Origin of the sequence: Chryseobacterium sp. P1-3 (genome assembly GCF_000738495.1) — a bacterium.
Classification (GTDB): Bacteria; Bacteroidota; Bacteroidia; order Flavobacteriales; family Weeksellaceae; genus Chryseobacterium; species Chryseobacterium gallinarum.
Genome location: NZ_JPEQ01000005.1, coordinates 147,031 through 161,863, shown reverse-complemented (window position 1 = coordinate 161,863; position 14,833 = coordinate 147,031). Strand labels below are relative to the sequence as shown.

Here is a 14,833-nt window from a genome sequence, read left to right as displayed (position 1 = left end):
TTATCACCATTTCCCGGGAGTCTGAAGTAATTTCTACTTTTGATATAGGCATACTACGCCCCTAAAATGAGTGTGCAAATTTATGAATAATTTTATAACTGACAAATATTTTGACTAAAATATTTTGATTTTTAATCAATTAGATGATTTTGAAAAAATTCAGAACAAATTTTCCCGGAAATTATTTTGATTTTAAAAAAAAGAAGCCGGAAAGGGTCCGGTTTTACATCATAACATTTACTCCCAGCTCTTCAAGACCAAGTTTATCTTCATCAGAAATTCCCGCATCAGTAATCAGATAATCTATTTTATCCAACGAGGCAATTTTACCAAATCCCTTTTTGTTCAGCTTGGAAGAATCAGCAAGGATTACCGTTTGATCAGCACACTCTATCATCACCTGGTTCAAATGGGCTTCGGCCGCATTAGAAGTACTGATTCCGAATTCGGGATCAATCCCGTCTACTCCCAGGAAAAGTTTATTGCAGGAAAACTGTTTAAGAATGCCTTCCGAAATGGATCCTACTATAGAAGTGGAACTCTTCCTAACTTCACCTCCCAGTTGTATAATATTAATATTGGGATTATTGCATAATTCAATAGCCACCCGCAGGGAAGATGTCAATACGGTAAGCGGCCCGGAATTCACCAGCATCCTTGCCAGATAATGCATTGTTGTTCCCGAAGCCAGTATAATACAGTCATTTTCCTGAATCAGAGACAAAGCAGCTTTTGCAATAGCCTGTTTGGCTTCCACATTGATATTTTCCTTCTCTCCTACATTTTTTTCATATGCATATCTTACCTGTTTGCTCGCTCCCCCATGGTTTCTAAAGAGCAGTCCGAGACTTTCGAGATAGTTCAGATCCTTTCGGATCGTAACTGAAGATACGTTCAGTTTCTCACACAAGTCCTGAACAAGCACATGGCCTTTTTCATCAAGCTCTTTTAATATTTGGTCATGCCTATGTATCAGCTTCTCCATTTTATTCGTTTGCTCAAAAATACCATTTTTTTCTTATATGCTGAAATTTCATTTATTTTCTTTTTGCTTTCATTTTTAATTTATATATTTGAAAACGAAACATAAACGAAACATTTATGAAACGAAACGAAGAACTCAGCAAATTAAACCATGTAAAAGAATGGGACTTTATAGTCATAGGAGGAGGAGCCAGTGGTTTAGGTTCAGCTTTAGACGCAGTAAGCAGAGGCTTTAAAACCTTATTGCTTGAATCACATGATTTTGCAAAAGCAACGTCCAGCAGAAGTACCAAATTGGTACATGGTGGAGTAAGATATCTGGCACAGGGAGATGTTGGCCTGGTAAAAGAAGCCTTAAAAGAAAGAGGATTATTGGCAAAAAATGCAGCCCACATTGTCAAAAACCAGTCTTTTATTATCCCTAATTATACCTGGTGGGGCGGAATTTACTATAAAATAGGACTATCAATCTATGACTTTCTTGCCGGGAAACTGAGCTTGGGGAAAACAAAATACATCAGCAAATCAAAAACCGTTGAAAAACTCCCTACTATTGAACAAAACCACTTGATGAGTGGTGTTGTTTACCAGGACGGACAGTTTGATGATGCCAGATTAGCGATCAACTTAACCCAGACTATTATTGAAAAAGGGGGAACCGCTATCAACTATATGAAAGTAGTCGGACTTCTGAAAAATGACTCAGGTAAGATTATCGGGGTTACCGCTGAAGACCAGTTTACCCAACAGCAATATCAGATTCATGGGAATGTCGTGATCAATGCGACAGGTGTGTTTACTAATGATATCCTCAATATGAACAATCCTAAGCACGGAAAGCTTGTTGTTCCAAGCCAGGGGATCCATCTGGTTCTGGATAAGTCATTCCTGAAAAGTGATGACGCGATCATGATCCCGAAAACATCAGACGGCAGGGTTCTGTTTGTCGTTCCATGGCACGACAGGGCATTAGTAGGAACTACAGACACGCTTTTGGAAAATGAAAGTTTTGAGCCTCGCGCTTTGGAAGAAGAAATCAGCTTTGTTTTGAATACCGCAAGACAATACCTTGCCAAAAAACCAACCCGCGAAGATGTAAAATCAGTTTTCGCAGGGCTTCGTCCCCTTGCCGCTCCTAAAGATGGAAGCAAAAACACCAAAGAAGTTTCCCGGAGCCATAAGGTGATTGCTTCTGACACAGGATTGGTCTCCATTATCGGAGGTAAGTGGACTACTTACCGTAAAATGGCTGAAGATACTGTGAATGAAGCCATGAAAGTTCACCGGTTAGGCAATACCCCTTCTAAAACAGAACATCTTTCCATCCATGGAAATGTAAAACCTGAACAGGTAGACAGAACCAATCATCTATATGTTTACGGTTCTGATATTCCAGCTATAAAAGCTTTACAGGAAAGCAACCCGCGTTATGCTCAAAAAATACATCCTGACCATCCCTTTACTGTTGCAGAAGTGGTTTGGGCTGTAAGAAATGAGATGGCAGAAACCATTGAGGATATCCTGGCAAGAAGAGTCCGCCTGTTATTCCTGGATGCAAGGGCAGCGATAGACAGCGCTCATCATGTAGCCAGAATTATTGCTGAAGAAAAAGGGTATTCTGAAGAATGGGCACAGCAGCAGGAAAACGAATTTATTGAACTGGCAAAAGGATATTTATTAACTCCTTATTCACCTAAAGTTACTAACCTAAATTAACACGCTTTATATGAATGAAAAATTAATTCTCGCTCTAGACCAGGGAACAACTTCCTCCAGAGCGATTCTCTTCAATCACAGCGGAGAAATAAAATATGTTTCTCAGAAAGATTTCAGACAGATTTTCCCTACTCCGGGCTGGGTAGAACATGATCCCAATGAAATCTGGTCTTCACAGATATCCGTAGCTGCAGAAGTGATAGCAAAAGCCGGAATATCCGGACTGGAAGTTGCTGCAATCGGAATTACCAATCAACGTGAAACTACTATTGTATGGGATAAGGAAACAGGTGACCCTATTTACAACGCTATCGTATGGCAGGACCGCAGAACCTCAAAATACTGTGATGAACTGAAAGAACAAGGGCACGCAGAAACGATTAAAGAAAAAACAGGACTGGTCCTTGATGCCTACTTCTCGGCCACCAAGCTGAAATGGATCCTTGATCATGTAGAAGGAGCAAGGCAAAAGGCTGAAGAGGGGAAATTATGTTTCGGAACTGTAGACACCTGGTTGGTATGGAAACTGACCCGGGGAAAAATGTTTATTACAGATGTTTCCAATGCCAGCAGAACTATGCTTCTGAACATTCACACTTTGGAATGGGACAACGACCTGTTGGAACTATTTGATATTCCTGAAGCTATTCTTCCTGAAGTGAAGCAAAGCAGCGAAATATACGGAGAGACAGCCACAACCCTTTTCTCTACAAAAATTCCAATAGCGGGTATTGCCGGAGATCAGCAGGCAGCTTTATTCGGGCAGATGTGTACCACTCCTGGAATGGTAAAAAACACCTATGGAACAGGATGTTTCCTGCTCATGAATACAGGTAAAGAAGCTGTTTCTTCCAAAAACAACCTGCTTACCACTGTAGCCTGGAAAATTAACGGGGAAGTAAACTATGCCCTGGAAGGGAGTGTATTTGTAGGTGGTGCGGCTATTCAATGGCTGAGAGACGGGCTTAAAATTATTCATTCTTCTGAGGAAGTCAATAAGCTGGCTGCTTCTGTAAAAGATAACGGGGGAGTTTATTTCGTTCCGGCACTTACTGGCCTTGGTGCTCCCTACTGGGATCAATATGCCCGCGGAACTATTGTGGGAATGACCCGTGGTACCACTGACGGACATATTGCAAGAGCTACATTGGAAGGAATAGCATTCCAGGTGTATGATATTGTGAAAGCAATGGAGGCAGATTCGGGAAGAGAGAGTCTTGAGCTGAGAGTAGATGGCGGCGCGTCGGCAAGCGACCTGTTGATGCAGATACAATCTGACCTTTTCGGCTTTAAAATAACCCGCCCGAAAACCCTTGAAACGACAGCCCTTGGAGCAGCCTACCTGGCCGGACTTGCAGTAGGATACTGGAAAAACATTGACGAAATCCAGGAGCAATGGATTGTAGACAAAGATTTCCACCCTCAACTGGGTAAAGATCAAGTGGATAAAATGATTCACTTTTGGAAGAAGGCTATCAAGAGTGCACAAAGCTGGATAGAAGATTAATTTACCTCATCTAAAAAAACTTATATGACCCCATTTATTGCAGAAGTTATCGGCACGATGCTTCTTATATTGCTAGGCAACGGCGTTGTGGCCAATGTTGTATTAAAAGATACTAAAGGGAATAATTCCGGATGGATTGTTATTACGACTGCATGGGCACTGGCTGTATTTGTAGGAGTAACCGTAGCAGGACCGGTAAGTGGTGCGCACCTGAACCCCGCTGTCACCATTGGTCTCGCTACTGCAGGAAAATTTTCATGGGATTTGGTACCTTCTTATATTGCTGCCCAGATGATCGGAGGAATGCTGGGGGCTTTTCTGGTATGGCTATTTCATAAAGACCATTTTGCCATTACAGAGGACGAAGGAGCTAAGCTGGCATGTTTCAGCACAGGACCTGCTATCAGAAAGTTTTCTTCCAATCTGATCAGTGAGATTATCGGAACATTTGTATTGGTATTTACGATTTTTTTATTTTGCAGATCCCAGCCTTTCTTTACAGGCTGATCCTACAGCGAAAGTAGGGCTAGGTTCCATAGGAGCCATACCGGTTACTTTTGTTGTATGGGTAATAGGCTTGTCTTTAGGGGGGACAACAGGGTACGCCATTAACCCCGCCAGAGATCTTGCCCCAAGAATCATGCATGCTATTTTGCCCGTAAAAGGCAGCAGCGACTGGAGCTATGCCTGGGTTCCGGTGATAGGACCTGTAATAGGCGCTATTATCGCTGCTTTTTTATATGGATTTTTAAAATAAAGACAAATGATGAAAAAAATCTTACAAGGAATCTTTCTCTCTGCCTTAAGCATTGGAAGATTGTTTTCTCAGGAAAACGTGCAAGCCAAAGAAGGCAGGCTCGATTTTACAGCCAACATTCAAAACAACCATTTATGGAGAGGACTGATTATTACAGACAAACCCGTGGTAATGGGAAATCTCTCTTATGCCCTGGATGCAGAAAAGAAATGGAAGGTAGGGATCTGGGGTGCATCAGCATTGGCAGATGATAAGGACAACACTCATTACAAAGAGATCAATTATTACGTTCAGTATTCTGACGGTCGTTTTTATATAGGTTTATGGGATCTCTATAATTCCAGAAACATCAATACAGCAGTGGCTGCTGATGATATTTTCAGTTATTCCCAAAGGAGAACGGCCCATATTATAGATCTGAGAACCAATTATACTTTCGGGCCTTCTTTTCCGATCAATATAGAAGCCGATATCATGCTGTATGGTGGCGCCAACGCCGGAGAGGTTATTCTTGAACCGGACGGAAGTTATAAGAAAAACAGATATTCTACTTATATCCAGGCAAGCTATCCGGTAATCAAAGATCAGAAAGTAAATCTGGATGCTTTTGTAGGTGCCGGTTTTGCACTTAATGACAACACCTTTCTGTACGGAAACGGAAAGAATAGTTTTGATATCGTAAACGTAGGTCTAAAAGCAGGAAAAGTTATTAAAATATCCGATCATTACAGTCTTCCTGTTGCTATGTTGGCCATGTGGAATCCTTCTAATAAGTATGCAAGGATTCAATTGGCTGCGACTGTTTTTTAATTTCAGCTGAAATTATATAGAAAACCATTCCTTTTTTGGGGTGGTTTTTGTTACACCAATACCTGTGAACGGAGTAGTTATACAAATCACCAGGTATATTGAAAAGAGTCGGATATGCAATTGATACCGGATAAGAATCACCGGGATTTTACGGCTTATGGTTTAAACAAATATTTTTAATTTTGAAAAAAAAACTATGAAAAAGATTTTAAGTGTAATCATTTTATGCATCAGCATTTTCACTCTAGCACAGGTAAAAACTCCTTTTACGGGACGCAGGGTTTTTGATATCATGAAAGGTTACAGTGGTACCGGCACTCCTCATTATTACCTGGATGTAAAAAAGAATGGAGATGTCTTTTTCGGATACATTCAGGTCAACCAGGCAAATGGGAAAGAGACAACAGAGGAAATGAATGCCGGCAAGTATACCCCCAACAAGGTGATGAAAGTACAATTTAAGAAATTCAAAGAAACATTCTTCGTAAAATTTAATAAGGATAAGATCTATCTTACCGACGAAAAAGGAAATATTAAAAGCCTTGAAGGCTGCTGCTCTTCCAGGGAAAGCATTGATAAAGACACCTGTAAATGCGAAAGCGAATTATACGAATAAAATCATAGCCACTCCCCGGGAGTGGATTTTTATTGTTATGAGATACCATCCGTACATCTGTGACTTGCTTCCTTCCGGTGAAAGGCAGGTATATAAATATGAATTTTTAAGGAAAGCAGAACAGAGAATTTACAGAAATAGCCTTGAATAAAGAATTACCGGGATTTTACGGTTTATTCTTTGCTTAAATAATTTTACTTTTGAAGAATAATTATATTGACCAAAGCATGAAAAGACTACTGGCTTTATGGATTTTATTTTTTATTGTCTCATGCAGTAAGAAGGACGACCATGCTCATACTTTTTATTATTGGAAAACCAATCTCAGGTTGGACCGGGAGGAAAAAAAAAGTCTTGGACCAGTCTTCTGTTCCTTATTTATATACAAGGTTTTTCGATGTGGATAAAATCAATGGAAGATTTCAGCCGGTAGCTGTGATTACAAAAGATCCAAGTTTTCAAACCGAAAAACAAATTGTTCCCACTGTATTTATTACCAATCAGGCCTTATTCAATATCTCGCCAGGAGAGATCAGGTTTCTGGCGGAAAGAATTTATCAATTAATACAGAAAAAAACGAAAGAATATCACTTAAAAACAGCAAACGAAATCCAGATCGACTGCGACTGGACAGCCGGAACACGAAATGATTATTTCAAATTTTTAAAGGAACTGAAAAAAATCTCAGGAAAAGAGGTCACCTGTACTCTACGACTCCATCAGGTAAAGGATAAAAAGCAAACAGGGATTCCTCCTGTAGAAAAGGTATACCTGATGTGCTACTCCACTTCCTCACCGTTGGAAAAATCTGATAAGAATTCCATTCTGGATGTTGGCGTTTTAAAAAGTTACCTTTCTAAAATTGAAGACTATCCCATTAAGAAAATTGAAGTAGCCTTGCCCATCTATTCATGGGGAATCGTGACTAATCATCTCGAAAAACACAGATTGATCAATGCACTATCCAAAAACGATCTGAACAATCCGGACTTTAAAAAAATTACTGAAAACGAAGCTGAAATTCTGAAAGACGGGTTTTATTTCGGGAATTACCTGAACAAAGGGTTCAGAATAAAAGTAGAAGAAATATCCCCTGAACAGCTGGAAGATGTCATTCTGTTTCTCCAGAAAAAAATACCTCATTTTAACATTATATATTATCAATTAGATAGTAAATTTGTGTTAGATCGGCAGTTTTAATCCCGGAGGAAAATCAGTCGGCCAGTTGTAGGAGGAATATTTACCAAGCTCATATTATCCCCGTCACGACTTTACTATTAACTATTTTAAATAAAAAACCACAACCCATATGAAAAAGTATATTCTTTCAATTGCTGTTGCATCACTTTTCTATACAAAATCTGATGCCTGTGCCTGGTCAGATCCTGATTATGAGTATTTCAATCTTTTTACGCAAAGCATCATTAAAGACAAATCATATCTGCCTTTTTTACACAGTTATTCTACAAGGTTTTATACGGGATACAATGCTGCTCTGGTTCCTGACGATAATGTGGAGTCATGGAAAAAATATTTTAATAACCAGCTCAGCTATGCCGAAACAGAGAACCTGGTCTACAAGGTAAGCATAAATGACCTTAATGCCCTAAAGAACGGGGCACCCACCAACCCCCTGCTGCAAAAGTTAGGTACGGGTTTTTACCAAAAATATAGAGAAGGGATTGACTATTTGATTGAGGCCAAATACCTCGAGCCTTACATGAGCATCAATTATGTCGAAAGTGAGAATTCATTTTATTATGACAGAGACGCCAACAGAAAGGATGCTACAGGCCTTGACTATAATAAAACCATCTCTGCGCTGACTTCGTTATATAATGCTGCAAGAAATCCCGAGATCAAACAACGCTACGGTTATCAGCTGGTACGTTTGAATCATTATACAAGAAATTATGACTCGGCACTGCAGGCATTCAAAATGTATGTGGAACCAGTCAGACTGAAAGGCACGGTCTATTTTATGGCTCTGGATCAGCTGGCAGGAGCTCAAAGAGGCCTGTCTATGAATAATGAAGCCAACTGGAACTTTTTCCAGGTGTTTATGAATAGTAAGGACCGCAAAGAGTCTGCTTTCGTTTCAATGAAACTTTCTGATACAGCCTCTTTCAGTAATATTATGAAAAGAGCCAACACGAATGAGGAAAAAAATATGGCTTATTTCCTTCTGGGTTATGAGGACTTCAACAATCCGATTCCTATTATGGAAAAAATGTATGACATCAATCCTGATTCTGAAATCCTGAAAGTAATGGCGGTGAGAAGTATTAATGAGCTGGAAAGAAGCTATCTTCCCACCTATTATTATTCCTCTGATGCGTCACAAAAGGCTTCCATCCAAAAAGCGAATACAGGAACAGGTGATACAAAAGATGCCGGCAAAAGCAACCCTGTTGCTGAAGTAAAAGAGGAAAAACTTTCGTTCTGGCAAAAAATTGTAAGATTCTTTAAAAACCTTTTCGGGGGCTCAAAATCGGATAAAGCCGGAAATAGTACCAAAGCTGATCAAAGCGATGATGAATTGTTCAGCAATCCGGACCGGATTCCGTTTTACAACAGAACTGCTTATTATTACGATAATAAAACTCAGGACTTTCTTGATGATCTGGAAAAATTCACAGAAAAAACAAAGGAAAAGTCTAAAGATGAATACTGGCAGATCGCTGATGCCTATCTAAAATTTTTGAAAAAGGATTATAAGGGAAGCAGTGAGGTCCTTGCTAATATCAAAACTTCCAATCCCGAATATCAGGAACAGATCAAAAGGATGAAGGTTCTTAACGATATTGTTTCCCAGCCTAAAATTGATGCCGCTTATGAAGATCATCTGATGAAAGATTATCCTGAATATTTTGTAGAGAAAGAAGTAAAAAAAGATAGTACCATTACCGATAATTTTGATTATTACGGAGAGGTTCCCTCTACCGCAGATTTCCTTAGAGATGTGCTTGCCAACCGTTACTTCCTGCAAGGTGAAGACGGAAAATCTTTCCTGATGAGTAATAAGCTTTCTGACCTTCAGTACAACCCAAATTCCAGCCTGGTGAAAAGTGTTGAAGATTTCTACAGGAAAGCCAATAAAACCCGGTTTGAGCAGCAGATCATCGCTAAAAATATGGACAGTGTAGGCAATATTGATGCATTCTTCAATACGATCTACGGAGACAGGGCAATGAGGCAGGCAGACTTTGAAAAAGCGAGATCATATTATGAAAAAGCTCAGAATTTTACAGGAATTCCAAGGCTCAATTATGACTGGACAGACAAAGGGGAAAAAATCACCACCAAACAGTACAGCAGTACGGAATACAATGGCTTTAAAAATATCTCCAGTCTTGTCTTTGGACATAATGTCTGGGAAAGTTACCAAAGTCCCGATACCGAAAGTATGAAGGCAGAGGACTATTCTTATTTCCCGTTTATCAAAAACAGCATGAATAAACTGGAATTGGCCGATATTTTAATACAGCTTAAAAAAATTGGAAACGGAACTGATGAAAAAGCGGCAAAAGCGAACCAACTTATCGGAAACCTGTTATACAACACCTCCATTTTAGGGTATTATCGTGAATTATTCGTTATGGATATCGACAATAGCAATGGAGGGAAATATAACTTCTGGAACACAGAAAGATCCAACCCTTATCAATATTACTATAAAAATTTCCTGGATACCTCTTATATTGAACCGGATAATTTTGATCTGTCCATCGGGTATTATCAGAAAGCCCTGAAGCTTTCCGGCAATAAAGAAGAAAAAGCCAGGATTTTATTCCAGATGGCAAGTGCCGAGCAGGGTAAGTATTACCAGTATGAGGCAAAAAACCAAAAGGAGTATGACTATTCTGACCCGAAGTGGTCTGAAAAAGAAGAGGCCTACCAGAAAGAGCTTAACAACCTCAGAAACCAAAAGTACAGAACTTACTTTGCCCAGCTGAAAGCTCAATATTCTGATACTGAAACTGCAAAAGGGCTGATGGGAAGCTGTTCTTATTTCAGTTACTTTATGAAGAGATAATTATTACAAAATAAGATAGGCAAAGGCTTATAAAAAAGGAATCGTTAAGATTCCTTTTTTTGTTGTTCCTGCTTTTGCAGCCATTCCTCATGTTTCTTTTTAAAGAACTCATATTTGTAATCCTGGTTCCTCTGTGCAGCATCAATGGAATGCGAGGTATGAATATCGGCATCTTTCTTGGCAAATTGTGCCAGATTTTCATAATAATGATGAATCTGATCCAGTTCTTCTTCTGTAAGCTCCTCAATATCTACAATTCTGTTGCTGGCTTTTTCATGGGCAGCAAGGAGCTCGTTCAGCTTGATCTGTATGGCTTTCGAATCTTTATTTTGTGCCTTTTGAATCAGGAAAACCATTAGAAAGGTAATGATGGTCGTTCCGGTATTGATGACAAGCTGCCAGGTCTCGGAATAGTTAAAAAGAGGCCCTGAAATACCCCAAATTACCACAATAAGCATTGCTCCTATAAAAGCACTGGCACTCCCGGTAAATTTTACGGCCCAGTTTGAAAATTTTTCAAAAAAAATTATTATTATTCCGATTCATAATATTTATTTTTCTATTAATAAATGTATAAAATTAACATGAATTCAAAAAATAAAATTAAAATGAGGAACATAAAACTGAAAAGAGGAATCAAAATAGCTTAAAATCACTTTAGATTGATATTCATAGAGTATCCATATAAAAAAAACATTAAGACAGTTTACTGCCTTAATGTTTCCAAAATTAAAATTGATATGAATAATTAAAAAAAGTTAATATAAGAGTGGCTATAAAGGCCTGTTCATTTATTAAAATTTATAGTTTACCTGTACGGCAAAGTTTCTAGGTTGAATCTGATCGATATATCCACCTCGGAAATAAGAACTATATCCCACAGCGTCAAAGATGTTATTAAAGAATACCCGTACTCCCATACCATTTTTCAAAGAATATCCTACCTGGGCATCTACCGTTGTATATTCCGGCATATTAAATGGCTTTACCCCGGGTTGTACACTATTCACATGGGCTGCTGTAAATGTTTTCTGAGTCCATTCATCTACCGGACGGCTGCCAACATAATAAATCCCGGCACCCAGATCCAGGCCATCCAATATTCCCCTGTTAAATTTGTAGTTCAACCATGCATTGGCTGTATGTTTCGGGGCATTCATAGGTCTTGAACCGTTTACATACGCCGGGCTGTCCTGATATTGGGCATCAAGGTACGCCCATCCTGACATTACCTGCAGATTCGGTAAGATTCTTCCGATAAGCTCCACTTCCAAACCTTTTCTTCTTAAATTACCGGCCAGCCCATACAGCACATTATTGTTGGCATCTCTGATCGGCTGGTAAGAATCATCCAATATCTGGAAGGATAAATTTTCTGTATTAATATCGAACCATGTAACATTAAATCTCAAACGCTCATTAAACCAATCTGATTTAATTCCCGCCTCCCATTGCTTTGTGTTTGATGCTCCGACAAATCCGCCTGCCTGTAGAATATTATTGGCAGCCCTCAATGAAGTGGTGGTGGTATATGATCCGAAAACATTAATATTTTCAATAGGGGAAACAATTAATCCCAAAGACGGATTCCATGCATCTACCGTTTGGCTCGATGAACCATTAAGCCTGCTATAACGGATACCCAAATGTGCTTTTACATATTTCCCGATTGACATCACATCCTGGGCCATTGCCCCAATACTTGGAGTCATAATAGGATTGGAACGGTCTAAGCTCTGGAATACAAGATTGAACGGAAGTTCATTTGGAATTGTCCCGTTCACTACATCAAAACGATCAAGCGGAACAGAAGTAAAAGGTTTTCCATTAACCGGAGCAGCAGAGCTAAGAAGATTCTCAGGGGAAACAGAGTTTTTATAAATTTTATATCCTACTGAAGAGGTTTCTGTTTCGCGCCAGTCAAACCCAACCTGGAAGGTATGGTTGATGATGCCTGTTTTAATTTGCTCACCAATGAAGTCCAGCTGCAATACTCTATTGATATCCTCTGATTCTGACCTTCCAATGGTACGCTGTCTTATATTGTAATTGGTTTCTCCTTTTGGCAATGCAATGGAAGAAGCCAGATTATCTGTATTGGTAACAGAGTTTACAAAAGCTGCTCTTACCTTCAATTTATTGGTAAGTTTCCTTACTGCAGTAGTAGCAAAATTATAAGTCTGTGTTTTTAAATAATCCGAAGAATATCCTAAGAATTTACCTTTCGGCATATGGTATAGTGCTTCCACATCTCCCGGAGCCGTATTGATGGTTCCCCTGTCCGGAGTTCTTTTATCATGCAAATAATCCAGCTCAACATTGATGTAAGTTTTATCATCCGGGCGGAATGCTACTGATGGGTTTACATAAATTCTTTCGCCTGAAACATGACTTCTGAATGAATTGTTATTCTGATAAGCTCCATTGAATCTTACGGCTACTTTCCCCTGAGAATCCAATACTCTCTGGAAATCTAGTGTAGGTCTGTAAAAGTCCCAGCTTCCATAACGAAATCCTATATTAGTCTGATCAATAAACTGAGGTCTTTTGGTCACTACATTGATTACACCTCCTGCAGAGCCTAAACCATTTCCTATTCCCTGGCTTACTGCCGCAGATCCTTTGATCACCTGAATGCTTTCTACTCCCTGCATATCAGTCATCATTCCGGCTGTACGGAAATCCGAATCCATCTGAACTCCGTTTTTTAAAACAGGAACTCCTCTGTACCCTCTGATTGACATACTTTCACTACCTCCTCCATAGCTGGAGAATAAAGTAACCCCCGGTACATTTTTAGCAACATCGGTAACGGTAAGTGCTCCTAACTCTTCAATTGCTTTATGGGAGATGACAGAAATACTCTGAATCTGATCCCTAGTTTTCAAAGGCAGCCTTGTAATAGCCTCTAAGCCCTCCGGTTGTTTTTTTCTGTCTCCAAATAGCTCTATTTCTTCAATTTTTTTTATGCTTAATTGAATCATTTACTTTCTGTGCATTTACAAAAAACCCCACCCAATACAAGCAGAGAAAAGGATACTACTTTATTCATCTGATAATTTTTTTGCAAATTTATTGTTTTTATTGATTCTAAATAAAGAAAGTCGGATGACATATGTCACCTACAAAAAAAAATCAATATCATAGTATCAACTCTGAATTTATCGCAAGCATATAAACGACTATAATTATAATTTAACTTAGTACGTAAAATATATCTTTTAGCTAGAAAATAAAAAAAGGGGAGTTTTATGGTGTCAAAAGAACGTTGTTAAAGGTATAACTGGAAACACTAAAGATATTCATACGATAACATTTATAAGCCAAAACCAATTGCTTTGACTATGATTATCAGCATTACGATGAGAAAAACAAGAAGAGCTATTCTCACAGCTTTTATAAAAGGGTGATGTTCATTCCTAACTTTATTGAACACAAAGTCTGAAGGTCCCTTATCAAGTTCATGGGTTACCTTATCCGATGTGGAATGATTACTCATTGCTGAAAGCTCTTTGATTGTTCCTACAGATCTATCAGACGGATTTACAGCAAATTTTTTTATTACCAAATGTATTACCAGAAAGAGAAACCATATGAATATTAGGATAATCATTAAGAGAGAATGGTTCCGCAATATTATTATTCTCTAAAGACAAATACCTTAAGCAGCCTGTATTTTTAAAAGATGAAAATTCTGATATATGGTTATCATTTAAATACAATGTGCTCAATTCTGCCAGTCTGTTCAAAAATCGAATGTCACGTATGCCACAATTATTCAGATATAAAAACTTTATGGAGGAACTTAGTTGGGTCTTGTCAAAATCTTTAATCGCATTATTATTACAGCTTAAAAAATTGAGTTTTTTCAAGCTGCTTACGGAAATTAAAGATTCAATTTTATTATCTGAAATATCAAGATTGACAAGTGTCTGCAGGCCGGAAAGACATGAAATATCAGAAATCAGATTGTTTTTCAAATAAAGCTCCTGAATTGCGGGAAGATTGGTAAGCGAATCAATATTAGTAAGTCTGTTACCACTTGCTTCAAGTTTTGTAAGCTTTTTCAAATTACTCAAACCTTCAAGGGAACTGATCTGATTATCATCTACCATTATTTCAGTCAGATCAGTTAAATCGGTCAGATCAGGGATTTCGGAAATATAATTCTTGGATACATGAAAATATTCAAGTTGATGTAACAAAGCAAAACATGATATATCTGTAATCTGATTATCACTTAAATAAATTCCCTTTAAAGTAGCTGATAATTTTGCAAGCAGGCTGATATCTTTAATTTTACTATATCCCAAACTCAGATATTCAAGCTTATGAAATAATTCTATACCTGCTATAGACTCTAATTTTGATCCCTGGATATGAAGCATCTCAAGCTCCGTCAGGTGA

General features: G+C 38.5%; 10 protein-coding genes and 1 pseudogene. 7 read left to right on the top strand and 4 right to left on the bottom strand.

The window, feature by feature from the left end:
• Positions 1-223 precede the first annotated feature (223 nt).
• Positions 224-985 (bottom strand): DeoR/GlpR family DNA-binding transcription regulator, encoded by a 762-nt coding sequence (locus HX13_RS07610; protein ID WP_050020601.1) that lies wholly within the window; start codon positions 983-985, stop codon positions 224-226.
• Between the two features lie 116 nt (positions 986-1,101).
• On the opposite strand from HX13_RS07610, the gene HX13_RS07605 reads away from it, so the two are divergent.
• From HX13_RS07605 to HX13_RS07575, 7 genes and pseudogenes are all read left to right on the top strand, one after another.
• A complete protein-coding gene (locus HX13_RS07605) occupies positions 1,102-2,700 on the top strand; it encodes a glycerol-3-phosphate dehydrogenase/oxidase (RefSeq protein ID WP_050020600.1) in 1,599 nt (532 codons plus the stop codon).
• 10 nt (positions 2,701-2,710) lie between these two features.
• Positions 2,711-4,207 (top strand): glycerol kinase GlpK, encoded by a 1,497-nt coding sequence (gene glpK, locus HX13_RS07600; protein ID WP_050020599.1) that lies wholly within the window; start codon positions 2,711-2,713, stop codon positions 4,205-4,207.
• Between the two features lie 24 nt (positions 4,208-4,231).
• Positions 4,232-4,964 (top strand): annotated as a pseudogene (locus HX13_RS07595) (MIP/aquaporin family protein).
• A 6-nt stretch (positions 4,965-4,970) separates the two neighbouring features.
• Positions 4,971-5,774, top strand: a complete 804-nt coding sequence (locus HX13_RS07590) for a hypothetical protein (RefSeq protein ID WP_050020598.1) — start codon at positions 4,971-4,973, stop codon at positions 5,772-5,774.
• A 196-nt stretch (positions 5,775-5,970) separates the two neighbouring features.
• The gene (locus HX13_RS07585; RefSeq protein WP_050020597.1) at positions 5,971-6,390 is read left to right on the top strand and encodes a hypothetical protein; all 420 of its coding nucleotides are present in this window, start codon (positions 5,971-5,973) and stop codon (positions 6,388-6,390) included.
• A gap of 291 nt (positions 6,391-6,681) precedes the next feature.
• Positions 6,682-7,590 (top strand): hypothetical protein, encoded by a 909-nt coding sequence (locus tag HX13_RS07580; RefSeq protein ID WP_316931268.1) that lies wholly within the window; start codon positions 6,682-6,684, stop codon positions 7,588-7,590.
• A gap of 109 nt (positions 7,591-7,699) precedes the next feature.
• Positions 7,700-10,426, top strand: a complete 2,727-nt coding sequence (locus tag HX13_RS07575) for a hypothetical protein (RefSeq protein WP_050020596.1) — start codon at positions 7,700-7,702, stop codon at positions 10,424-10,426.
• Between the two features lie 44 nt (positions 10,427-10,470).
• On the opposite strand, the gene HX13_RS07570 is transcribed toward HX13_RS07575, so the two are convergent.
• The 3 genes from HX13_RS07570 to HX13_RS07555 form a co-directional block, all read right to left on the bottom strand.
• Positions 10,471-10,962 carry a low affinity iron permease family protein gene (locus HX13_RS07570; RefSeq protein WP_050020595.1) on the bottom strand — a complete coding sequence of 164 codons (492 nt, stop codon included), beginning with the start codon at positions 10,960-10,962 and terminating at the stop codon, positions 10,471-10,473.
• Positions 10,963-11,220: 258 nt separating this feature from the next.
• Positions 11,221-13,410, bottom strand: a complete 2,190-nt coding sequence (locus HX13_RS07565) for a TonB-dependent siderophore receptor (protein ID WP_238555153.1) — start codon at positions 13,408-13,410, stop codon at positions 11,221-11,223.
• Positions 13,411-13,959: 549 nt separating this feature from the next.
• The gene (locus tag HX13_RS07555) at positions 13,960-14,814 is read right to left on the bottom strand and encodes a leucine-rich repeat domain-containing protein (RefSeq protein ID WP_050020593.1); all 855 of its coding nucleotides are present in this window, start codon (positions 14,812-14,814) and stop codon (positions 13,960-13,962) included.
• Positions 14,815-14,833 lie beyond the last annotated feature (19 nt).

Bases quoted from the DNA above. Each gene is read 5' to 3' on its own strand.
- HX13_RS07590 (WP_050020598.1), top strand. From the start codon at position 4,971: ATGATGAAAAAAATCTTACAAGGAATCTTTCTCTCTGCCTTAAGCATT.
- HX13_RS07555 (WP_050020593.1), bottom strand. From the start codon at position 14,814: ATGCTTCATATCCAGGGATCAAAATTAGAGTCTATAGCAGGTATAGAA.
- HX13_RS07575 (WP_050020596.1), top strand. From the start codon at position 7,700: ATGAAAAAGTATATTCTTTCAATTGCTGTTGCATCACTTTTCTATACA.
- HX13_RS07605 (WP_050020600.1), top strand. From the start codon at position 1,102: ATGAAACGAAACGAAGAACTCAGCAAATTAAACCATGTAAAAGAATGG.
- HX13_RS07580 (WP_316931268.1), top strand. From the start codon at position 6,682: ATGCTCATACTTTTTATTATTGGAAAACCAATCTCAGGTTGGACCGGG.
- HX13_RS07610 (WP_050020601.1), bottom strand. From the start codon at position 985: ATGGAGAAGCTGATACATAGGCATGACCAAATATTAAAAGAGCTTGAT.
- HX13_RS07565 (WP_238555153.1), bottom strand. From the start codon at position 13,410: ATGATTCAATTAAGCATAAAAAAAATTGAAGAAATAGAGCTATTTGGA.
- HX13_RS07585 (WP_050020597.1), top strand. From the start codon at position 5,971: ATGAAAAAGATTTTAAGTGTAATCATTTTATGCATCAGCATTTTCACT.
- glpK (WP_050020599.1), top strand. From the start codon at position 2,711: ATGAATGAAAAATTAATTCTCGCTCTAGACCAGGGAACAACTTCCTCC.